This window comes from Streptomyces sp. NPDC003036 (genome assembly GCF_040611175.1).
Lineage (GTDB): Bacteria > Actinomycetota > Actinomycetes > Streptomycetales > Streptomycetaceae > Streptomyces.
In genome coordinates this window covers 24,912-47,426 of the sequence record NZ_JBEXNO010000002.1, presented here as the reverse complement: position 1 = coordinate 47,426, position 22,515 = coordinate 24,912, and the positions used below count along the sequence as shown (strand labels likewise).

Sequence of the window (22,515 nt, the reverse complement as noted above, 5' to 3'; positions counted from 1 at the left end):
GCGATGCGCCGGATGCGGCACCACGGAGCGCCTGACCCTCGTGAACGCGCCCACCCATCTTTACAGCTGCCGTACCTGCCGGCTCCAGCCTCACGATGTCCTCGCCGATCTGGCCTGGCTCCAAGAGACCCGACCGCAGCGCGTCCCGACGCGCCGCCCCTGAGCCAGAGAAAGCAGCAGCTGCACCGTTGGCACCCCCACCACTACGTCCGCGTCGCCGTCATCCTCGCCGCGTTCACCCTGCTGGTGGCCGCCCTCGCCTGATAGCACCGCTGCCGCGACATGCGCCGGTTCGCCCTCTCCTCGGGGCGGCCGACCACCGGGATCTCGGTTTTCGGGCATGCGGCTGCCGCTCGAATCCCACAACCGGCGCACCCGGCGAGCTCCGCCCCTCGATCGGCCGCGTCCACGCGGCCTGACACATAGGCACCCTAGTGGTGCGTCGGGTCGACCAGCTTGTCCAGCACCATCCGCACCACCCGGTACGCGGCCGCTTCCTCTGCCGCCCCCTCCGTCGCCCCGTGCTCTACGCGCTCCTCCTGCTGCCGCACCCAGTCCCGGGCGAGCCGGATACGGCGGAGCAGTTCATCCGAGTCCACAACACCATCGGCCATGACAATCGCGTACCCCGGATCCGCGGATAAGCACCTCTGAACGCCCGCACGGACGGGTGATGGCTACGGAGAGTGGGTATCACCTCACCGTACGACACCGCTGACCGTGTACCTGACAGAGTCGGCACCCCTCCCCCACTCCCCCATCACCACCGAAGGGGTCCCCATGGCGTGGTATCCCGCCGCCACCCGCATGGAGTTACAGCCGGAGTCCGACGGCCAACCGGCGATCCGGCCCACCCAGTTCATCCTGCACAGCATCGCCGCGCCCTGGACCGCGCGCCGGATGTACGAGTACTGGCGCGACTCGACCAATTTGGAGAGTCATTTCGGGCTCGGGTACGCGGGCGACCTCGCCCAGTACATCGGCACCGAGACCCGCGCCGACGCCAACTACCAGGCCAACCGGCGGCCTGACGGTACCGGGGCCGTGTCCATCGAGACCGCGTCGAACCTGAAGCACACCGATCCGTGGACGGACCAGCAGGTCGAGCAGCTCATCCGGCTGGGCGTCTGGTTGCACCAGCGCCACGGCATCCCGCTGCGGGTCTGCCGCAGCGCCTCCGATCCCGGTTACGGGTACCACCGGCTGCACAGCGCCTGGGCCGTGTCCGGCACGGCCTGCCCCGGCGACGCGCGCGTGCGCCAGTTCAAGAACGTCGTCTTCCCCGGGATCGTCGCCCGGGCGAGCGGCCAGTCACCGCCCCCCGCACAGGAGGACCCCATGCCGAGCGTCATCACCGAGTCCGTGTCCGGCGGCCCGGCCCTCGTGGCGGGGCAGTACCTGCTGCTGCAGATGGCCAGGGACACGGCGCTGCTCCAGGGCCCGTGCGCGTACACGGCCACCGCGTACGCCACCGTCCGCGGGGAGGCCGGCACCCGGGTCACCCTGCGGTTCCTCAATCTGGCGCTGTCCACCAAGCACCGGTCGCACGACCTGCCCATCGACTGCGGCGTGATCGGCCCCGACGGAGTGCTCAACGTGGCCGCCACGCGCAACGGCAGCCTGCCCGCCGACGTACAGCTGAAAGTCGAGATCAAAGCGGACCGCGCCGCCCGGGTGGAACACCGCGTCCTGCGCGCGCTCCGCTGGGCCGCCTGAGCCGGAACCGGCCCCGGAACGCCGCGCGGCCCCCGCCCCGAGCACGCTGCTCGGGACGGGGGCCGTTCTCCCCCCGGATATGCGGTTCGCGTCGCGGGTCAGACGAGCGGGCGGATCGCCGTCGGCGCGTGGCCCGGCTCGGTCGCCAGCTCCTCGAACTCGGTGACGTCGCTCATGTCAACCGTCTTGCTCATCGCGATGTTGGTGATGCGCTCCAGGATGGCCTCGACGACCACCGGGACCTGGTACTCGACGGCCAGCTTCTTGGCCTCCTCGAACGCCTCCCCCAGCTTCTCCGGGTCGGTGACCCGGATCGCCTTGACGCCCAGGCCCTCGGCGACCTTGACGTGGTCGACGCCGTAGACGCCGATCTCCGGGGTGTTGATGTTCTCGAACTCGAGGTTGACCTCGAAGTTGATGCCCAGGTTGACCTGCGCCTGACGGATCAGACCCAGGTAGGCGTTGTTCACCAGCACGTGGACGTAGGGGACCTTGTGCTGGGCGGCGACCGCCAGCTCCTCGATCATGAACTGGAAGTCGTAGTCGCCGGAGAGGGCGACGATCGGGGTCTCCGGGTCCGCGGTGGCGGCACCGATGGCGGCCGGGATGGTCCAGCCGAGCGGGCCGGCCTGGCCGCAGTTGATCCAGTGGCGCGGCTTGTAGACGTGCAGGAACTGCGCGGCGGCGATCTGGGAGAGGCCGATGGTGGTGACGTAGCGGGTCTCCGGGCCGAACGCCTTGTTCATCTCCTCGTAGACGCGCTGCGGCTTCATGGGGATGTTCTCGAAGTGCGTACGGCGCTGCAGGGTGCCCTTGCGCTCCTGCGCGGAGGCGGCCCAGGCGCTGAAGTCCGGCAGCTTGCCCGCGGCCTTGAGCTCCTTGGCGATCTCGATGAAGAGCTCCAGCGCGACCTTGGCGTCGGAGGCGATGCCGTAGTCGGGGGCGAAGATCTTGCCGATCTGGGTGGGCTCGATGTCGACGTGGACGAACTTCCGGCCCTTGGTGTAGGCCTCCATGTTGTAACCGGTGTGGCGGTTGGCCCAGCGGTTGCCGATGCCGAGGACGAAGTCCGACTCCAGGAAGGTCGCGTTGCCGTAGCGGTGCGCGGTCTGGACACCGACCATGCCGGCGGCCAGCTCGTGGTCGTCCGGGATGGTGCCCCAGCCCATCAGGGTGGAGATGACCGGGATGTTGGTCAGCTCGGCGAACTCGACCAGCAGGTCGGAGGCGTCGGCGTTGATGATGCCGCCACCGGCGACGATCAGCGGGCGCTCGGACTCCAGCAGGAACTGCAGAGCCTTCTCGGCCTGGGCGCGGGTGGCCTGCGGCTTGTAGACCGGCAGCGGCTCGTACGTGTCCGGGTCGAAGTCGATCTCGGTCAGCTGGACGTCGATCGGCAGGTCGATGAGGACCGGGCCGGGACGGCCGGAGCGCATCAGGTGGAAGGCCTGCTGGAAGACGCCCGGGACCTGCGCGGCCTCGAGGACCGTGGTCGCGGCCTTGGTGACGGGCTTGGCGATCGCGGCGATGTCGACGGCCTGGAAGTCCTCCTTGTGGAGCTTCGAGACCGGGGCCTGGCCGGTGATGCACAGGATCGGGATCGAGTCGGCGATCGCGGAGTACAGGCCGGTGATCATGTCGGTGCCGGCGGGGCCGGACGTGCCGATGCAGACACCGATGTTGCCGGCCTTGGCGCGGGTGTAGCCCTCGGCCATGTGGGACGCGCCCTCGACGTGGCGGGCGAGCGTGTGGCTGATGCCACCGCCCTCCTTGAGCGCCCGGTAGAAGGGGTTGATGGCCGCGCCCGGGACCCCGAACGCGTTGGTGATGCCCTCACGCTTGAGGATCTCAACTGCCGCTCGGGCAGCGGTCATACGAGGCATGGAGTGCTCCTGCTTCGGCCTGGCGGATCGGGCTCTGTCGCGCCACCTGAGAGCGTCGATTCCGTAATGCGGAAGTGTACTTCTGTTATGTGGAACAATTTAGGGTCGGTGCGGCGATCGCGTCAAGCGCCGACCGCTCGACTCGGGCCGCGATGGCCGAAGACCTCCCCAAGAAGCCACGCTTGGTGGACCATGGGTCACGGAGCGAAGGGGGCCGTCGTGGGCGAGGGCGTGGGCGAGGGCGTGGGCAAAGGCGTGGAGCAGGGCGCGGAGCACAGCGTGGGAGAGGCCGTGGGCGAGGGCATGGGTGAGAAGGTGCCGGTGCGCTGCCCGGCCTGTCGGCGAGCGCACGCGTACGCGCCGCCCGTCTATCCCTGCGCCTGTGGCGCGCCGGTCGCCCCTCCCCTCCTCAAGGGAGCCCCCGCCGAGCCCATCACCCACCGCACCTGGACCGACGAGTGGGTCACCGTCCGCTGTGCCGCGTGCGGGCGCCAGGACCAGTGGCCGCAGCCCGAGCTCGGCTGCCCCTGCGGCACGGTGCTGCGGATCCCCGTGCGGCCGGTGACCTCGGTGCCGCCGCAGGCGTGTCGCGCGACGGGGTCCGGGGCCGGCCCCACCGCCTCCACGACGGGCGTCACCACGGCCCCGGCCCAGGCCCCGGTCCCTTCTTCCTCCTCGGCCCCAGCCCCCTCGCACATCCCGCTGCCGCGCACCGCGGCGGTCCCGCGCCCCTCCTTCCGCCCGGTCACCATCCGTACGGCGCGGGACGCCGTCACCGCCGCGGCGCGTTATCTGCGCTGGCTCGGCTTCCGGGAGGTCGTCCAGCCGGACGAGCAGCCGGTGCCGTCGTCCGGGATCGACCTGCGCGGGCCGGGCCTCGTCGCCCAGGTCGATCCGACGACCAGGCCCGTCTCGCTCCGCGCCGTCGAGTGCCTGTGGCTCAACGGCCTCGCGGCCGAGGCGGTGAGCGTCTTCTTCTCGCTCGCCGGCTACGACGAGGTCGCCCGCGCCCGCGCGGACGACCTGCGGCTGCCGCTCTTCGTGATGGACCTGACGGGCACGCCGCAGCCCGTCAACAGCTCGGCGGACGAGCTGCTGGCGAGGGGCGCGTAAGCGCCGGGCGCGGGCCCCGGGCAGCGCCTGAAGCCCGGGGCCCGAGCCCGGGGCCCGAGCCCGAGGCCCGGGGCCCGGCCCGTCAGCCTCAGCCCACCCCGTACCGCTCGCGCAGCTCCACCTTCCGTACCTTCCCGCTGACCGTCATCGGGAAGGCGTCCAGCACCTCCACCCGGCGCGGGACCTTGTAGTGCGCCAGCCGTTCGCGGCAGTACGCCGTGATCTCGTCGAGCGTCGGCGGGTCCGCCGGGTCGCGCGGGATGACGCAGGCCAGGATCTCCTCGCCGTACCGCTCGTCCGGCACGCCCACCACCTGCACGTCGGCGATCTTGGGGTGGGCGTACAGGAACTCCTCGATCTCCCGCGGGTAGACGTTCTCACCGCCCCGGATGATCATGTCCTTGATGCGCCCGACGATCCGGACGTACCCGTCGTCGCCCATCACCGCGAGGTCGCCCGTGTGCATCCAGCGCCCCGCGTCGATCGCCTCGGCCGTCCTCTCCGGCTCGTCCCAGTAGCCGAGCATCACGCCGTAGCCGCGGGTGCACAGCTCGCCCGGCTCGCCGCGCTCGACGGTCACGCCCGTCGCCGGGTCGACCACCTTGACCTCCACGTGCGGCATGACCCGGCCGACCGTGCCGGTGCGGCGCTCCAGATCGTCGTCGCGGCGCGTCTGCGTGGAGACCGGCGAGGTCTCCGTCATGCCGTAGCAGATCGACACCTCCGCCATGTGCATCTCCGCGACCACCCGCTTCATCACCTCCACCGGGCACGGCGAACCGGCCATGATCCCGGTGCGCAGCGAGGACAGGTCGTACGCGGCGAAGTCGGGCAGGTTCAGCTCGGCGATGAACATGGTCGGTACGCCGTACAGGGACGTGCACCGCTCCTGCTGGACGGCGCGCAGGGTGGCGGCCGGCTCGAAGGACGGCGCCGGGATCACCATGGTGGCCGCGTGGGAGGTCGCGGCGAGATTGCCCATCACCATGCCGAAGCAGTGGTAGTACGGGACGGGGATACAGATCCGGTCGCGCTCCGTGTAGCCCAGCAACTCGCCGACGAAGTAGCCGTTGTTGAGGATGTTGTGGTGGCTGAGGGTGGCGCCCTTGGGGAAGCCGGTGGTGCCGGAGGTGTACTGGATGTTGACGGGGTCGTCGCACGACAGCTCGGCTTCCCGGGCGGCGAGTTCCTCTTCCGGGACCGTCCCGCCCACGAGCTCGTCCCACGACGCGTCGCCGATGTAGTGCACGGCCCGCAGGTCCGGGCAGCCGGCGCGTACGCGCTCCACCATGGCCCGGTAGTCGCTCGTCTTGTGGGCGAGGGACGCGATGAGCAGCGAGATCCCGGCCTGGCGGAGCACGTACTCCAGCTCGTGCGCGCGGTACGCCGGGTTGATGTTCACCAGGACGGCGCCGATCCGTGCCGTCGCGTACTGCGTGAGCACCCACTCGGGGCAGTTCACCGCCCAGATCCCGACCCGGTCGCCCTTGCCGACGCCGGCCGCCATCAGTCCGCGCGCCAACTCCTCGATGTCGCGGGCGAATTCCGCGTACGTCCAGCGCCGCCCCGACACCACGTCGACGAGCGCCTCGCGGTCGGGGAAACGCTGCACCGCCCGCGCCAGGTTCGCGCCGATCGTGTCCCCGAGCAGCGCTGTGGTGCTCACCCCGTGCGCGTACGACGGGCTCATCGGTCCAGCTCCCTCTCGTCGTACTCGGTGCCCGAGCCCGCCGCCGTCCGCTCGCGCAGTTCGATGCGGCGGATCTTGCCGGAGACGGTCTTGGGCAGCTCGGCGAACTCGATGCGGCGGACGCGCTTGTACGGCGCGAGGACGGCGCGCGCGTGCGCGAAGAGCACCCGCGCCGTCTCGGGGCCCGGCTCCCAGCCGTCGGCGAGGACGACGTACGCCTTCGGCACGGCGAGCCGTACGGGGTCGGGCGCGGGGACGACGGCCGCCTCGGCGACCGCCTCGTGCTCCAGCAGCGCGCTTTCGAGCTCGAAGGGCGAGATCTTGTAGTCGGACGACTTGAAGACGTCGTCGCTCCGCCCGATGTAGGTGAGGTAGCCGTCCTCGTCGCGCGAGGCGATGTCCCCGGTGCGGTAGTAGCCGTCCGCCATGGCCTCGGCCGTACGCTCCGGGTCTCCGTGGTAGCCGGTCATCAGGCCCACCGGCCGGGCGGACAGGTCGAGCGCGATCTCGCCCTCCGCCGCGCCCGGCTCCCCGGTCACCGGGTCGAGCAGTTCGACGCGGAAGCCGGGGCTCGGCCGCCCCATGGAGCCCGCCTTCAGCAGCTGGCCGGGGCTGTTGGAGACCTGCACGGCGGTCTCGGTCTGCCCGAAGCCGTCCCTGATCGTCACGCCCCACTCGCGCCGTACGGTCTCGATGACCTCCGGGTTGAGCGGCTCGCCGGCCGCGACGACCTCGCGGGGCGGGGTGGACAGGGCCGACAGGTCGGCCTGGATGAGCATGCGCCACACGGTGGGCGGGGCGCAGAAGCTGGTGACGCCGTGGCGGTCCATCTCGGCCATCAGGCGGGCGGCGTCGAAGCGCGTGTAGTTGTGGATGAAGACGGTGGCCTCGGCGTTCCAGGGCGCGAAGAGGTTGGACCAGGCGTGCTTGGCCCAGCCGGGCGAGGAGATGTTGAGGTGGACGTCGCCCGGCTGGAGGCCGATCCAGTACATCGTCGCCAAGTGGCCGATGGGGTACGAGGTGTGGGTGTGTTCGACGAGCTTGGGGCGCGCGGTGGTGCCGGAGGTGAAGTACAGCATCAGGGGGTCGTCCGCGGAGGTGTCACCCCGGGGAACGAAGGGTGCGCACGCCCCGTAGGCGTCCTCGTAGGCGATCCAGTGCGGGACGCGCGCGCCGACGGCGATGGGCGTGTAGTTCCCGGGTACGTCCGCGAACTTGGCGGTGTCCTCGGCGCGCGCGATGACGTGCCGCGCCCTGCCGCGTTCGACGCGGTCGGCCAGGTCGGCGGGTCCGAGCAGCGGCGTCGCGGGGATGACGACGGCCCGCAGCTTCATCGCGGCGAGGGCGGTCTCCCACAGCTCGACCTGGTTGCCGAGCATGACGACGATCCGGTCGGCGGGGCGCACGCCGAGTCCGCGCAGCCAGTTGGCGACGCGGTCGGAGCGTTCGGACATCTCGGCGAAGGACAGGCGCCGCTCGGTGCCGTCCTCCTCGACGATGTGCAGCGCGGTGCGGTCGTTGCCCCGGGCGATGACGTCGAACCAGTCCAGCGCCCAGTTGAAGCGGTCCGGCCGGGGCCAGACGAATCCCTTGTACGCCGTCTCGTAGTCCTCCCGGTGCCGCAGCAGGAAGTCCCGGGCCGCCCGGAACTCCTCCGTGGCGGCCGTCGCAGTGCCCCGCGTCGCCATGTGTCCTCCTCGCAATGGGTGTGCCGGAGTCTCACTACCCCCGATCGGCTACGGAGCGAACGCCCCGAACCGTACGGCGTCCACGTCGTACGCCAGCGTGGCGAGGGTCCGCTCGGCCTCCTCCGCGACGGCCGTGCGCTGCTCGCGCGTCAGCGTCCCGAACGGCTGCACGGTGACCGTGGCCGCCCCGCCCTTGGTCTCGTCCAGGTGCCAGATGCCGGCGAGGAAGCCGTCGACGAGGAAGGTGCGGTACGCCTGGTTGCCCTTCCAGGTGCGGTCCTTGTACTCCCGTGGCACCACGCGGGTGCGGTCGGCGTGCGAGAGCAGCAGGTTGTCGAACTCGGGCAGGAAGCGCGGCGGGGCGGGGGTGTCCGGGTCGGGGCGGGGCGCGTCGGGCAGGTCGAAGAGCTCGGTCCCGGACTCGTCCCGGAAGGTCAGCAGGCGGGGCCGCAGCCGTTCGAACGCCTCACGCAGCCGGGTCAGGCCCGACCAGGTCTGCATGTCCTTGACGGAGGCGGGCCCGAAGGCGGCGAGGTAGCGCAGCACGGTCGCGTCGGCGGGGGCCGGAGGCTCCGGGGCCCGCCCGAGCCACGCCTCGGCGGTGGTGAGGGCCACCTGGCCGCTGCGGCCCCACAGCCCGCGCGGGGTGACCTGCACGAGCGGCAGCAGGCAGCGGGCGGCGACGGTCAGGGCGAGCGGGTCGGCGTCCGGCCAGTGGTCCAGCAGCGCCTCGCGGATCTCCTTCGGCGTACGGGGCCGTTCCTCCACGAGCGTGCGCGTGAGGCCGGCCAGCCGCTCCAGGTCGACGCCGGCGAGGCCCTTGCGGAACAGCTGCACCTCCCGCTCCCGGGCCGGCTGGACCAGGGGGCGCAGGCGCAGCACGTCGTCGGCGGTGTGCAGGTGGAGGGTGGAGCGCAGGGTGACGATCCGGGCGGCCTGGCGGGACTCCAGGAGCCCGGAGAGCTCCTCGGGCCGGAAGCCGTCGAGGCGGGCGGCGAGGGCGACGTAGGGCGGCTTGGTGTTCTGCGCCTGGAGGCCGACGAGGTGCTCGACGGCGTGCTTCGCGGACATCGGGGTACGCCGGAGCAGGAGCTGCCGCGCGAGGGTGGCGCGGTTGAGGGCGCGTGCGGAGAGCACGGGGCCGGGTCTCGCGCTGGTTGTGGTGGCCATGTCCGGCACGGTACGCCGCCGCGCCGGAACAAAGCGGGGCATATATCCTGCCCCGAGGCAAGGAGGTGAGATCCGATGACCCTGCCCTCGAAGAAGAACAACTGGCGCCGCCGCGCTCCCGCCGACCCGCCTGCCACGACGACGGCCACGGCCACGGCGCCCGCGGCCCCCGACCGGCGGGGCAGCATCGTCCAGGCCTCCGTCTACCGCGACGGCCGCAAGGTCGCCTCCCTGACGACCCTGGCCGAGACCTTCCGCCGCCTGCGCGAGGAGCCCGAGGGCATGGCCTGGATCGGGCTGCACCGCCCGTCCGAGGCGGAACTGCTGTCGCTGGCAGCCGAGTTCGACCTCCACGAACTCGCCGTCGAGGACGCGATGGAGGCCCACCAGCGCCCCAAGCTGGAGCGGTACGGCGACACCCTCTTCGTCGTCCTGCGCGCCGCCCGCTACCTCGACGCCCAGGAGGAGGTCGACTTCGGCGAGCTCCACATCTTCATCGGCACGGACTTCCTCATCACCGTCCGCCACGGCGCGGCCCCGGACCTCTCCTCCGTCCGCCGCCGTATGGAGGAGACCCCCGAACTCCTCGCCCTCGGCCCGGAGGCGGTGCTGTACGCCATCCTCGACGCGGTCGTCGACGAGTACGTCCCCGTGGTGGCGGGCGTCCAGAACGACATCGACGAAATCGAGACCGAGGTCTTCCGCGGCGACCCGGCGGTGTCGCGCCGCATCTACGAACTCTCCCGCGAAATGGTCGAGTTCCAGCGCGCGACCCGACCGCTGGTCGGCATGCTCAACTCCCTGATGGCCGGCTTCGCCAAGTACGGCACGGACGAGGAACTCCAGCGCCGCCTGCGCGACGTCGCCGACCACGTCACCCACACCAGCGAACGCGTGGACGGCTTCCGCCAGGCCCTGACCGAGATCCTCACGGTGAACGCGACCCTGGTCACGCAGCAGCAGAACGCGGAGATGCGGGCGCTGGCGGAGGCGGGCTTCGAACAGAACGAGGAGATCAAGAAGATCTCGTCGTGGGCGGCCATCCTGTTCGCCCCGACGCTGGTCGGGACCATCTACGGCATGAACTTCGACCACATGCCGGAGCTGCACTGGGTGTACGGGTATCCGTTCGCGATCCTGCTGATGGGGCTGGTGTGTACGAGCCTGTACGTGATCTTCAAGCGGCGGGACTGGCTGTAGACGTCGACCACAACAGGTGATCGAGATTCACTTACGCGCACGACTCGTAGATGTGGCTTCGACGCGCTGGGGAGAATCTGGCGGGGACGTCGACTGCTCGGACGACTTCCACGTGTGGGCCGCCCAGTGGGACAGCAAGGGCATCGTCTACAGCCTCGACGGCCAGGCCGGGATCAGCGATCGTGGCCACTGCGCATGGAGATCCGGTGGCCGGCGGCCCGCGGTGGGCGCCGCCGGCGGGCCGGCCCGGTCAGCGGGCGTCCCCCGTCGTCGACGAGGTGATGATGTCCCCGTGCGCGAAGTCGCCCGGTGGAATGCCCGGGTGGTGACTCTCGGGACGTGGGTGCGGGGCGGTGACGCCCAGGGCGAGCCGGGAGACGATGCGGTAGCGGTCGCCGCGGTAGACCGAGTGGACGTACTCGACCGGGTGGCCGGCGGTGTCGGTGGTCAGGCGCTCGATCAGCAGGGCGGGCGAGAGAACGGGAACGTCGAGCACGCCGGCTTCGGCCTCGTTGACGACGGTCGGCTCGATGGACTGCACCGCCTGGTCGACGTGGACCTGGTGGTGCTCGCGCAGGTGCTCGTAGAGGTCTCCTGCCTCCAGCTCCTGCGGAGTGAGGGAGGGGGCCAGGTCGGCGGGGATGTGAAGGTGCTCTATGGCGATCGGTGTTCCGTCGACCAGCCGTAGCCGCGCGATGTAGACCACCTCGGCGGCCGGGGAGATGCGCAGCTTGCGGCCGATGCGGGCGCCCGCGCGGATGGTGTCGAGTCTCAGCAACCTGCTGGACCAGGCGCCCGCGGCCCTGGGCACGGCGAAGGCGGCGTCGTCGGAGACGAGTTCCTGGGTGATCTTGGCAGGGGCGACGAACATGCCGCGGCCGTGTTCGCGTACGAGCTGGCCGGTGGCGACGAGTTCGTCGACGGCGGCGCGCAGGGTGGGGCGGGAGACGCCCAGTTGGGCGCTGAGCGTGCGTTCCGAGGGGATGGCGTCACCGGGTCGGCGTACCTCGATCAGGCCGAGGAGGAACTCCCGGACCCGCTCCCGCTTGAGTACGGCACGTGAGGAGTTGCTCTCCATGACTCCGACCTCTCTGCCTCGCTACTCACAACTGGTCTGGTGGTAAACGGCAGTCTAGGTGTTCACCGACTTCTCACCCACCGAGAAAGCCTTGCTCCCCGGGGGTTGACGCTCCTATTGGTCTATGCCACCTTCGAGCCACATCGTTGTCCAGTTGACCAACTGGTCAACTATCCCTCGAGGTGAATCCAGTGAAGATCCGCTTCATCTCCCCTGCCGCGGCACTCGCGGCCACTTGTGCGCTCGCCGCCTGTAGTGCCCCCTCGTCCGGCTCCGGCCAGGCGGCCGGCCCCGACACGCTGACCGTATGGATCATGAAGGACAGCGTCTCCGACGCGTATCTCCAGCGATTTGAGAAGGACTTCGAGCGGCAGCACAACGGCACCGTCCTGGACATCCAGATACAGGAGTGGGAGGGAATCGGCGAGAAGATCACCGCCGCGCTCGCGAGCAAGGACTCCCCGGACGTGATCGAGGTGGGGAATACCCAGGTCGCTCAGTACGCGCAGAGCGGCGGCGTCCTCGACCTGAGCGACAAGGTCGGGGAGTTGCGGGGCGATGACTGGCTCCCCGGCCTCGCCGAACCGGGGAAGATCGACGGCAAGCAGTACGGCATCCCCTGGTACGCGGCCAACCGCGTCGTGATCTACAACAAGGACCTCTTCAAGAAGGCCGGGATCACCTCGCCGCCCAGGACCCGCGACGAATGGCTGCGGATCACCGAAAAGCTGAACCGCGGCACGACGCAGGGCATCTATCTTCCCGGTCAGAACTGGTACACCCTCGCCGGATTCATCTGGGAGGAGGGGGGAGAACTCGCCGAGGAGAACGGTGACCGGTGGAAGGGTTCGCTCGACAGCCCGGAGGCTCTCCGGGGCATGGATTTCTACAAGCGGCTCCAGGCGCTGGGCAAGGGCCCCAAGGATTCCGACGAGGCCAAGCCGCCGCAGGCTGACGTATTCGCCAAGGGGGACGTGGCCCAGATCATCGCCGTTCCCGGCGGCGCCAGGATCGTCGAGCAGGCCAACCCGGCCCTCGCGGGCAAGCTCGGCTTCTTCCCGATCCCCGGCCGCACGGCGGGAAGACCGGGAGCCACCTTCACCGGCGGTTCGGATCTGATCATTCCCGCCGCCTCTGCCCACCCCGACGCGGCCTACCAACTGGTCAAGTCGCTCACCGGGGAGAAGTGGCAGAGGGATCTGGCCAAGACCATGAGCTACGTACCCAACCGGACGTCACTGGCCGACGCCTTGGAGGACGACGAGGGCACCGCCGCCATGGCCGCGGCGGCCGCGCGAGGGCGCGCGACGCCCAACTCCCCGCAGTGGGCCGCCGTCGAGGCCACCAACCCGATCAAGGAGTACATGACCGCCGTGTTGACCGGAAGCGACCCGCGGAAGGCCGCGAAGGACGCCTCCGACGCCATCAGCAAGACGCTCAACTCATGAGCGGGACCCGGTCGGGGAAGAGAGCATGACGCGCCCCGCCCCCCACCCAGGCGCGGCAGCCGGCCCGGTCGCAGAAGCGACAGCTCCTGCTTCCGCGCCCGCCCCGGCATCGGGAGCGGCACCGGGTTCCTCGTCGGCCGGACGCCGGCGCGCCGTTCCCGGCACCCTGTGGCCCTACCTGCTCATCGCACCCACGGTCGTCGGCATCATCTTCCTGCTCGCCTACCCCCTCGTCCGCAATCTGCTGATCTCCCTCCAGCACTACGGGATGGCCGAACTGATCCGGGGCGGGGCGGACTTCGCGGGACTGGAGAACTACCAGGAGATCCTGCGCGACGGCGAGTTCTGGCAGGTCGCCCGGCGCACCATGTGGTGGACCGGGATCAACGTCGTCCTCATCATGGTCATCGGCACGGGCGTCGCGCTGATGCTCCAGCGGTTGGGCAAGCGCATGCGGACCCTGGTCCTCAGCGGACTGGTGCTCGCCTGGGCCAGCCCCGTCATCGCCACGACCACCGTCTTCCAGTGGCTCTTCTCCTCCCGCCTGGGAGTGGTCAACTGGCTGCTGGTCCGCCTGGGGTTCGACTCCTTCCAGGACTACTCCTGGCTGGCGCACGGCCCGGCAGCCTTCACCGTCCTGGTGCTGCTCGTCGTGTGGCAGTCTGTGCCGTTCGTCGCCATCACCCTGCACTCCGCACTGACCACGGTTCCCACCGAGCTCTTCGAGTCGGCCCGCATCGACGGCGCCGGTGGCTGGCGCGTCTTCCGCTCGATCACCCTGCCGCTCCTCAGACCGGTCTTCGGACTCCTCCTGAGCCTCGAAGTCATCTGGGTCTTCCGGTGCTTCGCCCAGATCTGGGCCGTCACCGGGGGCGGGCCCGGTGGAGCGACCACCACCCTGCCGGTCTACGCCTACCAGGTGGCCAGGTCGCTGCACCGTTACGACCTCGGAGCCGCCGCGGCCACCCTCACCGTACTCATCCTGATCGCCGTCCTGATCCTCTACTTCCGTCAGATGTTCCGGCAGGAGGCCGAGCTGTGAGCCCCGTCCCCGCATCCACGTCCGGCACACTGCGGCGGTTACCCCTGAACGCGGGCGCGCTGGTCGTCTTCGTCCTCTGCGTCTTTCCCGTGTACTGGATGGTCCTCACCGCCTTCAAGCCCACCCCCGACATCCAGGCCGAGACGCCCGTCTTCCTGCCCACCTCGGTGACGTTGGAGCACTTCTCCGCAGCGGTGAACGCCGACGGGTTCTGGTCGTTCTGGCGCAACAGCCTCATCGTCACCACCGGTTGTGTGCTGCTGGCCCTCGCGGTCGCCCTCGGCGCGGCCTTCGCGGTGGCGCGGCTGCGCTGGAAAGGCCGCCGCGGCTTCGTCCTGATGGTGTTCATCGCACAGGTCGCGCCCTGGGAGGCGCTTCTCATTCCGATGTACGTCATCGCACGCGACACCGGCATGCTCGACCGGCTCGCCACCCTCACCCTCGTCTACTTCATGATCACCCTGCCGTTCACCCTCGTCACCCTGCGAAGCTTCCTCACCGCGATACCCAAGGAACTGGAGGAAGCCGCCCAGGTGGACGGCTGCACCCGCGCGGCGGCGTTCCGCAGGGTCACGTTCCCCCTCCTCGCGCCCGGCCTGCTCGCCACCTCGCTCTTCGGGTTCATCACCGCCTGGAACGAATTCGCCTTCGCCAACATGCTGATCATCAAGAACCAGGACGACCGCACCCTCCCGGTCTGGCTCTCCTCGTTCTCGAACGTCTTCGGCACCGACTGGGGGGCCACCATGGCGGCCTCCACGCTCTTCGCGCTACCCGTCCTCATCCTCTTCCTGGTGCTCCAGCGCCGGGTCGCCACCGGCTTGACCGGTGGCGCGGTCAAGGCATAGGAGGCACCGTGCTCCCACCGGCCACAGACCCCGGGCTCGTCCCCAACCCCTCGAACCTCAGCCGGACCGCCGGGGCTTTCACGCTCGACGACACGACGACGATCCGCGTCACCCCAGGCGCCGCGCCCGCGGCTGCCCTCCTGCGCACCCTGCTGGCCCCCGCGACCGGTCTGCCACTGCCCCTCGCCCCGGACGGCCGGATCGTCCTCGTCCTCGACCCCGGCCTCACCGGCCTCGGCGCGGAAGGCTACGGCCTGAGCGTCACCGGCGAAACGGTGCTGCTCCGCGCCGCGGACGCCGCCGGGCTGCGCCACGGTGTCCAGACCATCCGGCAACTCCTGCCCGTCGCCGCCCTCGGGACGGAACCGGTACGCGGGGTGCGGTGGTCCGTCCCCGGTGTCGAGATCACGGATGTGCCCCGGTACGCCTGGCGCGGTGCGATGCTCGACGTGGCCCGCCGCTTCCGGCCCGTCTCCTTCCTGCGGCGCTTCACCGACCTGCTCGCCCTGCACAAACTCAACGTGCTGCACCTGCACATGACGGACGACCAGGGCTGGCGGATGCCCATCGCGGCGTACCCCAGGCTCACGGAGGTCGCAGGGGTGCCGCACGGCGGCGCGTACAGCCGCGAGGAGCTGCGCGATCTGGTGGCGTACGCCGCCGACCGGGGCGTCACCGTCGTACCGGAGATCGAGATGCCGGGCCACGCGCGTGCCGCCCTGGCCGCCTACCCGCACCTCGGCAACTTCCCCGAGCGGCGACTGGACGTGTGGCAGGGCTGGGGGGTGTCCGACACCATCTTCGGCGTCACCGACGACGTCCTCGATTTCTGCCGCACCGTACTGGACGAGGTCATGGACCTCTTCCCCTCGCCCTACCTCCACGTCGGTGGCGACGAGTGCCCGACCACCGAATGGCACCGCTCACCCGCCGCCCTGCGGCGCGTGGCCGAGGAAGGGCTGGACGGCCCCGACGCACTCCACGGGTGGTTCATGGAGCACATCGGGAACTTCGTGACCGCGCGCGGCAGGCGGCCGCTGGGGTGGACCGACACCGGCCGGGACCTGCCGGAGTCCTTCGCCGTCGTGGCCTGGCGCGACGAGGAACACGGGCTGGCGGCGGCCTCCCGCGGCCAACCCGTGATCATGGCGCCGCACCGCTCCACGTACCTCGACTACCCGCAGTCCGCCCACCCCGACGAACCGCCCGGCCAGCCCGGCGACACGGTCGACCTGCCGACCGTGTACGCCACCGAACCCGCACCCGCCCACTGGGGGGCCGCGGCCGCCGCACGGGTGCTCGGCACCCAGGCGCAGCTGTGGACCGAGTACGTCCCCACCGAGGCGCACGCCGAGTACCTCGTCTTCCCCCGGCTGTGCGCGCTGGCCGACACCGCCTGGTCCGGCGGCCGCGACTGGCCCGGATTCCAGGCACGGCTGCACCACCACAGAACCCGGCTCGACGCTCTCGGAGTACCGAGTCGCCCCTCCGCGATCCTTCGTCCTGAAAGGACCACCAGGTGACCAGCTTCAGCACGAGCAGAAAAGCACGCACCACACGGATACGCGCGGCCCTGGCCGCCGCCCTCGTGGCCGGCGTCGGCTGCGCCACCCTGTCGGCGGCGCCCGCTGCCGCCGCCGGCGAGTCACTGACAGTCCAGTACCGGCAGAGCGCCACCGGCAGCGACCAGGCCGAGCCCTGGTTCAAGGCGGTCAACACCGGCACCTCGCCGGTCTCCCTCAGCCAGGTCAAGATCCGGTACTACTTCAAGGCCGACGCCGGCGCCTCGTACGCCTTCGCCTGTTCCTGGGCGGTCAAGGGCTGCGGGAACATCACGGGCACCTTCGGCACCCTGGCCCGGCCGACCGCCACCGCCGACCGCTACCTGGAGATCGGTTTCACCGCCGGTGCCGGCACCCTCGCGCCCGGCGCGGACACCGGCGACATGCAGCTGCGCTTCCACCGCTCCAACTGGCAGCCGCTGAACCAGAACGACGACTACTCCTTCGGGCCGACCCAGACGTCGTACGGCAACTGGTCCAAGGTCACCGCCAGTGTCGGCGGTACGACGGTGTGGGGGACGGCGCCCGAGGGCAGCGACCCGGGGCCCGGTCCGGACCCGACCGATCCGCCGACCGGGGGCGCCACGCTCTTCGACGACTTCAACTACACCTCGCACACCGACCCGGCGATCGGCGCCCACGGCTGGAGCGTGCGGTCCAACGCGGGCGGGCCGGGGGTGCCGGGCGCGACCTGGGCGGCGCAGAACGTCACCTTCGCCAAGGAGGGGACCAACTCGATCATGAACCTGGAGACCTCGACAGCCGGCACGCCCGAGTCCACGAAGCACACCGAAGTCCTCACCAAGGCGATGAAGTTCAAGAACGGGACCTACGCGGCCCGGGTGCGGTTCTCCGATGCGCCGAAGTCGGGTCCCGACGGCGACCGCGTCGTGCAGACGTTCTTCACCATCAACGACCTCAAGGCCCCGATGGCGGACGATTACGCCGAGTACGACTTCGAGTACCTGCCCAACGGCGGCTGGGGCGAGCCCTCCAACATCCTCTACGCCACCTCGTGGGAGACCTACCGGCCCGACCCCTGGGAGGCCGTCAACCAGCACACGGCGTCACGCACCAGCTATGCCGGCTGGCATGACCTCGTCGTCACCATCGACGACGGCAGCATCACCTACTACGTCGACGGCCAGGAGTTCGGCCGTCATGACGCCCGCTACCTGCCCGAACGGCCGATGTCGATCAACTTCAACCAATGGCTCATCGACCTGGCGGGCCAGACCAGCACCACTCCGCGCGCCTACGACCAGAAAGTCGACTACGTGCTGCATGTCAAGGACCAGGTGCTGACTCCGGCCCAGGTCGCCACGAAGATCGCCGCCTACCGGGCGGCAGGCACAAACTTCGAGGACACGGTGCCCGCAAGTCAGTGACACCCGCGGCGGGCGGACGCCGCCTGTGCGTCCGCCCGCCACGCCTGCGAGGCCGACCTGATCGTCGACGCCGACGTGCACGTCTCCCACGGCGCACCGGCCCGCGTCACCGCCGACCTGCGCGGGCTCCTGGGGCGGCCGACCACCCCGTCTTCCGCCGCCGTCACCCAGGCTCTTACGGCCTGACGCCGACCGCACAGAAGCCGCCTACCGCACCGACCGCCAGGCCGGCAGCACCTGGACGCCCACCGCCTGCCGCACCTCGCCAAGGCGCACGATCGCCGGCACCAGCTGCTGAGCGTGCTCTCCGACGCTCCCTGCCGAGGCGAGGATCGCCGGCGGTAGAGTTCGGGGATGAACAGACGGGCCCCGACGCTGGAGGATGTCGCGCGGGAGGCGGGGGTGTCCCGTGCGACGGTGTCACGGGTCGTGAACGGCGTGCGCAACGTCGATCCCGATATCCAGGATCTGGTCCGTCACGCGATCGAGCGCACCGGTTACACGCCCAACCGCGCGGCAAGGTCGCTGGTCACCCGGCGGGCGGAAACCGTGGCCCTGATCGTCTCCGGAGCCGGAGACGCCTTCGCCGCCCGGGTATTCGCCGACCCGTTCTTCGGGCGCGTGGTGAGCGGCGTCGTGGGGTACCTCCGAGCCCGCGCGATGCACCCGGTGCTGCTGTTCGCCGAATCGGAGGCGGCCAGGAAGCAGGTGGTCGACTACGTGCGGCAGGGCAGCGCCGACGGCGTGCTGGTGGTGTCGATCCTGGCCGACGACCCCCTGCCGCAGATGCTCCTCTCCGCCGGGATACCCACTGTCCTGTTCGCCCGCCCCGGCCGGACGGCACCGGTCGGTTACGTCGACCTGAACCACTATGCCGGGGGCGAGCTGGCCGGCGCTCATCTGCTGGCCCGTGGCTGCCGGCACATCGCGGCGATCAGCGCCCCGCCGGAGCTCCCGGCCGGCCAGGACCGTCTCGCCGGGTTCCGCGACGCTCTGGCCCGCGTCGGCCGGCATCACCCCCCGGTCGTCGAGGGCACCTTCACCCTCGACAGCGGCGCGGCGGCGATGACCAGGCTGCTGCGGGAGCATCCCGGGGTGGACGGGGTGTTCGCGGCCAACGACCTGATGGCGCAAGGGGCCTGTCAAGTCCTTCGTGAGCAGGGCAAGAGGGTGCCGGAGGACGTCGCGGTCATCGGCTTCGACGACTCCAGCATCGCGGTGACGTGCCGGCCGCCCCTGACCACGGTGCGCCAGCCCGTGGAGGAGATGGCGGCGACGATGGCCAGGCTCCTGGACGAGCAGGTCCAAGGCGCGCGTACCGAACCCGGGACCGTGATCTTCGAACCTGAACTGGTCGTACGGGAGTCCGCCTGAGGTGACGCCGGCAGGGCCTGCCCTCTGTGCCGCTGATCAGGCATGGGCTTGTCGGTGGGCGCGGATGATGTCCGCGTACCGGTGGCCGCTCGACTTGATGGTGCGTGTCTGCGTCGCGTAGTCGACGTGGACGAGGCCGAAGCGTTTGGCGTAGCCGTAGGCCCATTCGAAGTTGTCGAGGAGCGACCAGGCGTAGTACCCGGCGAGCGGGGCGCCCTTGCGCACGGCGCGGGCGCAGGCCGCCAGGTGCTGTTCCAGGTAGCGGGTCCGCTCGGGGTCGTCGACGGTGCCGTCGGGACCGACGGTGTCGGGAAAGGCCGAGCCGTTCTCGGTGACGTAGAGGCGGCGTACGCCGTAGTCGTCGGTCAGCCGCATCAGGAACGCCTCCAGGCCGCCGGCGTCGATCTGCCAGTCCATGCCGGTGCGGGGCACGTCGGGCAGACGGACCTCGCGGGCGTACGGGACGGGACCGGCGGGGTCGTCGGCGACCGTGACCGGGAAGTAGTAGTTGAGGCCGTGCCAGTCGAGCGGGACGGCCATCGTCTCCAGGTCGCCCGGGCGTTCCGGCAGTTCGACGCCGTAGAGCTCGCGCATGTCGGCGGGGAAGCCCCGGCCGTAGACCGGGTCGAGCCACCAGCGGTTGGTGTGGCCGTCCATGCGGGTGGCCGCCGCGAGGTCCTCCGGGCGGGTGGAGGCGGCCTCCACGGTCGAGTGGTTGGTCACGAGCCCGACCTGGGCGCCGGGTGCCGCCGCGCGGATCGCCTGGGCGGCCAGTCCGTGGCCGAGGAGCAGGTGGTACGAGGCGTGCACGGCGGCGGTGAGGTCGGTGAGGCCGGGGGCCATCCGGCCTTCGAGGTGGCCGATCCAGCCCGAGCACAGCGGTTCGTTCAAGGTGGCCCAGCGGGTGACCCGGTCGCCGAGCCGCTCGGCGACGACGGAGGCGTAGGCGGCGAGGTGCTCGGCCGTGTCGCGGACGGTCCAGCCGCCGCGGTCCTGGAGGGCCTGCGGCAGGTCCCAGTGGTAGAGGGTGATGTTGGGGGTGATGCCGGCGCCGAGGAGGCCGTCGACGAGCCGGTCGTAGAAGTCGAGGCCGGCCGCGTTGACGGGCCCGTCGCCGACGGGCAGGACGCGCGGCCAGGCGATGGACATGCGGTAGGCGTTGGTGCCCAGGGAGCGCATCAGGGCGATGTCCTCGGGCCACCGGTGGTAGTGGTCGCACGCCTCGTCGCCGTGGTCGTCGTTGTCGACCTTTCCGGGGGTGTGGGAGAAGGTGTCCCAGATCGACGGCGCCCGGCCCTCCTCGGCGACGGCGCCCTCGATCTGGTAGGCGGATGTGGCCGTGCCCCAGACGAAGTCGGGCGGGAAAGCGGCGAGATCAATCGAATCGGACACAGAGGGCCTCTCTGAGGTGATCGGAGGGGTGAGGTGAGGGAGGGGACAGCGTCGGCTACTTGACGGCACCGGCGGTCAGCCCGGTGACGAGGTAGCGCTGGAGGAGCAGGAAGCCGGCGACGACGGGCACGCTCACGACCAGGGAGGCGGCCATGACCTGGTTCCAGTACACGTCGTTCTGGGTGGAGTAGCCCTGGAGGCCGACGGCCAGGGTCCGGGTGGTGTCGTTGGTCATGACGGAGGCGAAGAGGACCTCGCCCCAGGCGGTCATGAAGGCGTAGACCGCGACCGCCACGATGCCCGGGACGGCCGCCGGCACGATGACTCGGAAGAGGGCGCCGAGCGGCCCGCAGCCGTCCACCTTGGCCGCCTCGTCCAGGTCGCGGGGCACCGAGTCGAAGTACCCGATGAGCATCCAGATCGAGAACGGCAGCGAGAAGGTCAGGTAGGTGAGGATCAGGCCGCCGCGGGAGCCGAAGAGGGCGATGCCGGTGGCGTTGCCGATGTTGACGTAGATGAGGAACAGCGGCAGCAGGAACAGGATGCCGGGGAACATCTGGGTCGAGAGCACCGTGACGGTGAAGACCCGCTTGCCGCGGAAGGAGTAGCGGCTGACCGCGTAGGCCGCGAACACGGCGATCGTCACGGAGCAGACGGTCGCCGACCCGGCCACGATCAGGGAGTTCATGAAGTAGTCGGCCAGCGGGACGGTTTCCCAGATGTCGAAGTACGGACGGACGGTGAGGGACGAGGGGATCCACTGGAACGCGCCGGACACGTCTTCCAGCGGCTTGAGCGAGCTGGAGACCATCACGTACACCGGCAGCAGCACGAAGCCGGTGAGGAGCGTCAGGAAGATCCGCCGGCTCCACAGGAAGGACCGCGGGGCGGCCATCGGAGAGCGGACCGGCCGCCGGGAGTGGCTAGGCATCGGTGGCCTTCCTTCCTCGGGAGGTGAGCAGGAGGTAGGCGCCTGTCACCACGAGCAGGAACAGGAGCAGGAGGACCGACATGGCGGAGCCCGTGCCGAAGTTCCAGGTCTGGAACGAGGACTGGTAGATGTGCAGGGAGATGAGGTCCGCCGCCTCCGGTGCCGCCTTGCCGAAGAGGACGAAGGGGGTGTTGAAGTCGTTGAAGGTCCACAGGAACAGCACCAGCACGAGGACCTGGTTGACCGGACGCAGCGACGGCAGGGTGATGCGGCGGATCTGCTGCCGGATTCCCGCACCGTCGAGAGCGGCGGCCTCGTAGATCTCCCGGGGAATGTTCTGGAGCCCGGCCATGATGATCAGGAAGGCGAAGGGCCAGCCCTTCCACACGGAGACGACGAGCAGCGTGACGAAGCTGTTGTCGCCGATCAGCCAGAACGGCGGGCTGTCGGTGAGGCCGAGCTGGTCGTGCAGGACGTGGTTGATCAGTCCGTTGTCGCGCTGGAACATGAACGCCCAGGTGATGACGGCCGCGTAGACGGGCAGCGCGTACGGGACGAGGAAGACCGTGCGCAGAATTCCCCGGCCGCGGAAGCTCTCCTGCAGGAAGATGGCGGCAGCCACCCCGAGCAGCCAGCACAGCCCGACCGAGAACAGGGTGAACAGACAGGTGGTGAGGAAGGACCGCAGCAACGCCTCGCCCACGGGGGCGTTGAAGTCGACCGCGAGGGAGTAGTTGTCGAACCCGGTCCAGGGAGCGGTGCCCCAGTCGCGGATGTAGAACTGGGTGAGCTCCTTGAAGCTGACGACGATGCCGATCACCATCGGCACGAGGTGGACCAGGAGTTCGAGCAGGAGGGCGGGGAGCAGCAGGAGGTACGGCAGGCCGATGCGGCGCAGCCGCCCGGAGCGGCGCGTGCGCGGCGCCGCTCCGGGGGAGTTCTTCCGTGCCGTCCGCTCGCCTGTGCTGGAGGCAGCGGTGAGGGTCATCGAG

18 protein-coding genes and 1 pseudogene are annotated in these 22,515 nt (G+C 70.3%); 10 read left to right on the top strand and 9 right to left on the bottom strand.

Going from position 1 to position 22,515, the window contains the following annotated elements; genetic code table 11:
* Nucleotides 1-171: 171 nt before the first annotated feature.
* Nucleotides 172-264 (top strand): annotated as a pseudogene (locus tag ABZX67_RS01800) (DUF1772 domain-containing protein); the annotation flags it as partial.
* A 167-nt stretch (nucleotides 265-431) separates the two neighbouring features.
* Here the strand turns inward: ABZX67_RS01800 and ABZX67_RS01795 are convergent.
* On the bottom strand, nucleotides 432-614 hold the full coding sequence (locus ABZX67_RS01795; RefSeq protein WP_355352843.1) for a hypothetical protein: 183 nt from the start codon (nucleotides 612-614) through the stop codon (nucleotides 432-434).
* A 166-nt stretch (nucleotides 615-780) separates the two neighbouring features.
* Here ABZX67_RS01795 and ABZX67_RS01790 point away from each other — a divergent pair, with 166 nt between their 5' ends.
* Nucleotides 781-1,716: an N-acetylmuramoyl-L-alanine amidase gene (locus ABZX67_RS01790; protein ID WP_355352840.1), complete on the top strand. Its 936-nt coding sequence runs from the start codon at nucleotides 781-783 to the stop codon at nucleotides 1,714-1,716.
* 98 nt (nucleotides 1,717-1,814) lie between these two features.
* Here ABZX67_RS01790 and gcl read toward each other — a convergent pair whose 3' ends face one another.
* Nucleotides 1,815-3,599 (bottom strand): glyoxylate carboligase, encoded by a 1,785-nt coding sequence (gene gcl, locus ABZX67_RS01785; RefSeq protein ID WP_355352837.1) that lies wholly within the window; start codon nucleotides 3,597-3,599, stop codon nucleotides 1,815-1,817.
* A gap of 303 nt (nucleotides 3,600-3,902) precedes the next feature.
* Here gcl and ABZX67_RS01780 point away from each other — a divergent pair, with 303 nt between their 5' ends.
* On the top strand, nucleotides 3,903-4,712 hold the full coding sequence (locus ABZX67_RS01780; RefSeq protein ID WP_355353440.1) for a hypothetical protein: 810 nt from the start codon (nucleotides 3,903-3,905) through the stop codon (nucleotides 4,710-4,712).
* An 88-nt stretch (nucleotides 4,713-4,800) separates the two neighbouring features.
* On the opposite strand, the gene ABZX67_RS01775 is transcribed toward ABZX67_RS01780, so the two are convergent.
* The 3 genes from ABZX67_RS01775 to ABZX67_RS01765 are packed head-to-tail and all read right to left on the bottom strand — an operon-like array spanning nucleotide 4,801 to nucleotide 9,260.
* Nucleotides 4,801-6,402, bottom strand: a complete 1,602-nt coding sequence (locus tag ABZX67_RS01775) for an AMP-binding protein (protein WP_355352834.1) — start codon at nucleotides 6,400-6,402, stop codon at nucleotides 4,801-4,803.
* Nucleotides 6,399-8,090, bottom strand: a complete 1,692-nt coding sequence (locus ABZX67_RS01770; protein WP_355352831.1) for an AMP-binding protein — start codon at nucleotides 8,088-8,090, stop codon at nucleotides 6,399-6,401. Before ABZX67_RS01770 ends, ABZX67_RS01775 begins: the two co-directional genes overlap by 4 nt.
* A 48-nt stretch (nucleotides 8,091-8,138) precedes the next feature.
* Nucleotides 8,139-9,260 (bottom strand): winged helix DNA-binding domain-containing protein, encoded by a 1,122-nt coding sequence (locus tag ABZX67_RS01765; protein ID WP_355352828.1) that lies wholly within the window; start codon nucleotides 9,258-9,260, stop codon nucleotides 8,139-8,141.
* Between the two features lie 75 nt (nucleotides 9,261-9,335).
* On the opposite strand from ABZX67_RS01765, the gene ABZX67_RS01760 reads away from it, so the two are divergent.
* Nucleotides 9,336-10,460 carry a magnesium and cobalt transport protein CorA gene (locus ABZX67_RS01760; protein ID WP_355352825.1) on the top strand — a complete coding sequence of 375 codons (1,125 nt, stop codon included), beginning with the start codon at nucleotides 9,336-9,338 and terminating at the stop codon, nucleotides 10,458-10,460.
* 250 nt (nucleotides 10,461-10,710) lie between these two features.
* On the opposite strand, the gene ABZX67_RS01755 is transcribed toward ABZX67_RS01760, so the two are convergent.
* Nucleotides 10,711-11,538: a GntR family transcriptional regulator gene (locus ABZX67_RS01755; RefSeq protein WP_355352822.1), complete on the bottom strand. Its 828-nt coding sequence runs from the start codon at nucleotides 11,536-11,538 to the stop codon at nucleotides 10,711-10,713.
* Nucleotides 11,539-11,729: 191 nt separating this feature from the next.
* Between ABZX67_RS01755 and ABZX67_RS01750 the strand changes: the two genes are divergently transcribed.
* The 6 genes from ABZX67_RS01750 (at nucleotide 11,730) to ABZX67_RS01725 (ending at nucleotide 19,200) form a co-directional block, all read left to right on the top strand.
* Entirely contained in the window at nucleotides 11,730-12,986 is a 1,257-nt protein-coding gene (locus ABZX67_RS01750; protein WP_355352819.1) for an extracellular solute-binding protein, read from the top strand.
* 166 nt (nucleotides 12,987-13,152) lie between these two features.
* Complete coding sequence (locus ABZX67_RS01745; protein WP_355353437.1) at nucleotides 13,153-14,028, top strand: sugar ABC transporter permease; 876 nt, start codon at nucleotides 13,153-13,155, stop codon at nucleotides 14,026-14,028.
* Nucleotides 14,029-14,126: 98 nt separating this feature from the next.
* The gene (locus tag ABZX67_RS01740) at nucleotides 14,127-14,876 is read left to right on the top strand and encodes a carbohydrate ABC transporter permease (RefSeq protein ID WP_355353434.1); all 750 of its coding nucleotides are present in this window, start codon (nucleotides 14,127-14,129) and stop codon (nucleotides 14,874-14,876) included.
* 8 nt (nucleotides 14,877-14,884) lie between these two features.
* Entirely contained in the window at nucleotides 14,885-16,399 is a 1,515-nt protein-coding gene (locus tag ABZX67_RS01735) for a beta-N-acetylhexosaminidase (protein WP_355352816.1), read from the top strand.
* On the top strand, nucleotides 16,396-17,826 hold the full coding sequence (locus ABZX67_RS01730) for a cellulose binding domain-containing protein (protein ID WP_355352813.1): 1,431 nt from the start codon (nucleotides 16,396-16,398) through the stop codon (nucleotides 17,824-17,826). The genes ABZX67_RS01735 and ABZX67_RS01730 overlap by 4 nt, the downstream gene beginning before the upstream one ends.
* Before the next feature lie 354 nt (nucleotides 17,827-18,180).
* Nucleotides 18,181-19,200, top strand: coding sequence for a LacI family DNA-binding transcriptional regulator (locus ABZX67_RS01725; RefSeq protein ID WP_355352810.1), 1,020 nt, complete (start codon nucleotides 18,181-18,183; stop codon nucleotides 19,198-19,200).
* Between the two features lie 36 nt (nucleotides 19,201-19,236).
* On the opposite strand, the gene ABZX67_RS01720 is transcribed toward ABZX67_RS01725, so the two are convergent.
* From ABZX67_RS01720 to ABZX67_RS01710, 3 genes are read right to left on the bottom strand one after another with little or no spacing between them, the layout of a single operon-like run.
* On the bottom strand, nucleotides 19,237-20,592 hold the full coding sequence (locus ABZX67_RS01720) for a GH1 family beta-glucosidase (protein ID WP_355352807.1): 1,356 nt from the start codon (nucleotides 20,590-20,592) through the stop codon (nucleotides 19,237-19,239).
* Nucleotides 20,593-20,647: 55 nt separating this feature from the next.
* Complete coding sequence (locus ABZX67_RS01715; protein ID WP_355353431.1) at nucleotides 20,648-21,487, bottom strand: carbohydrate ABC transporter permease; 840 nt, start codon at nucleotides 21,485-21,487, stop codon at nucleotides 20,648-20,650.
* A gap of 28 nt (nucleotides 21,488-21,515) precedes the next feature.
* Nucleotides 21,516-22,511, bottom strand: coding sequence for a sugar ABC transporter permease (locus ABZX67_RS01710; RefSeq protein ID WP_355352804.1), 996 nt, complete (start codon nucleotides 22,509-22,511; stop codon nucleotides 21,516-21,518).
* Nucleotides 22,512-22,515 lie beyond the last annotated feature (4 nt).

Bases quoted from the DNA above. Each gene is read 5' to 3' on its own strand.
- ABZX67_RS01795 (WP_355352843.1), bottom strand. From the start codon at position 614: ATGGCCGATGGTGTTGTGGACTCGGATGAACTGCTCCGCCGTATCCGG.
- ABZX67_RS01790 (WP_355352840.1), top strand. From the start codon at position 781: ATGGCGTGGTATCCCGCCGCCACCCGCATGGAGTTACAGCCGGAGTCC.
- gcl (WP_355352837.1), bottom strand. From the start codon at position 3,599: ATGCCTCGTATGACCGCTGCCCGAGCGGCAGTTGAGATCCTCAAGCGT.
- ABZX67_RS01780 (WP_355353440.1), top strand. From the start codon at position 3,903: ATGGGTGAGAAGGTGCCGGTGCGCTGCCCGGCCTGTCGGCGAGCGCAC.
- ABZX67_RS01775 (WP_355352834.1), bottom strand. From the start codon at position 6,402: ATGAGCCCGTCGTACGCGCACGGGGTGAGCACCACAGCGCTGCTCGGG.
- ABZX67_RS01770 (WP_355352831.1), bottom strand. From the start codon at position 8,090: ATGGCGACGCGGGGCACTGCGACGGCCGCCACGGAGGAGTTCCGGGCG.
- ABZX67_RS01765 (WP_355352828.1), bottom strand. From the start codon at position 9,260: ATGGCCACCACAACCAGCGCGAGACCCGGCCCCGTGCTCTCCGCACGC.
- ABZX67_RS01760 (WP_355352825.1), top strand. From the start codon at position 9,336: ATGACCCTGCCCTCGAAGAAGAACAACTGGCGCCGCCGCGCTCCCGCC.
- ABZX67_RS01755 (WP_355352822.1), bottom strand. From the start codon at position 11,538: ATGGAGAGCAACTCCTCACGTGCCGTACTCAAGCGGGAGCGGGTCCGG.
- ABZX67_RS01740 (WP_355353434.1), top strand. From the start codon at position 14,127: ATGGTCCTCACCGCCTTCAAGCCCACCCCCGACATCCAGGCCGAGACG.
- ABZX67_RS01725 (WP_355352810.1), top strand. From the start codon at position 18,181: ATGAACAGACGGGCCCCGACGCTGGAGGATGTCGCGCGGGAGGCGGGG.
- ABZX67_RS01715 (WP_355353431.1), bottom strand. From the start codon at position 21,487: ATGGCCGCCCCGCGGTCCTTCCTGTGGAGCCGGCGGATCTTCCTGACG.
- ABZX67_RS01710 (WP_355352804.1), bottom strand. From the start codon at position 22,511: ATGACCCTCACCGCTGCCTCCAGCACAGGCGAGCGGACGGCACGGAAG.